The 791-nt window shown below is 54.2% G+C and carries 1 protein-coding gene; it reads right to left on the bottom strand.

Going from position 1 to position 791, the window contains the following annotated elements; genetic code table 11:
- Positions 1-791: hypothetical protein (locus tag AC27G9_RS21260; protein WP_487076564.1), on the bottom strand; the 791-nt coding region annotated here is incomplete at both ends.

Raw genomic sequence — 791 nt, 5'->3', positions numbered from 1 at the left:
GGATGAGTCACCGACACTGTGCGCTGCCAACGCGGACAAAAATCCCTGCCCGCAGGTGCTGTCGTCCCCGTCATCAAATCCAAGTTAAAGGTCCACGCATGGCCATCCGGTTGTGTCATGCTCGCCAGTACACTCCCCGTTAACGGACGAAAATACTCTGGCATCCAATCCGATGGCGTATAGGTGTTTTTGCGATACCCGTAGCGCCACGTTTGGCCATGGGCACTCACTGAACGAATCAGCTTCGACGAGCCTGAATAGCTTAAGGTAATTTTACGTTCATCATTGGCTTCAATCGACGTTAAACGGTGTTGGCTGTCATAGTGGTATTTTACCCAGTTACCGTGTACGTCGGTCACCTGTGTCGCCGCTAAGATATAGTGATTGCGTTCATTCGCGCCACCACCCATCGACCCCATCAACGCGGCATCGAGCGAGTACGCGCGGTCAAAGCGATACACATCACCGTTGGGTGCATGGCCAATCAAGCCTTCACCGCCATCACTGGCACTGCCACAGGTGAAGTACCAATGATTCGTGGTGACCTTTTTCGCCGCCGATGGCCAAATCGCACGGTCTACTTTGTCCAATACTCGTTGTTGGCCCTGCCCCGGCACCTCCAGTTGGATACCATTGGTATAGTCGTTACGGGCCATTGCAGGAGTCGGCGCCCCCCCTGGTGCAGCGAAGGAACTACCCGGAATATTCGGAAACATCGACGCCGTACTGCGACTACAGCGTTGCCCCGTCCAAGGGTGAGTATCTAACGACAACACTTTTAAACGTGGGAC

The sequence above is a fragment of the Alteromonas sp. 5NS40-0096 genome (assembly GCF_057544385.1).
This window is presented reverse-complemented; position numbering and strand designations above follow the sequence as displayed.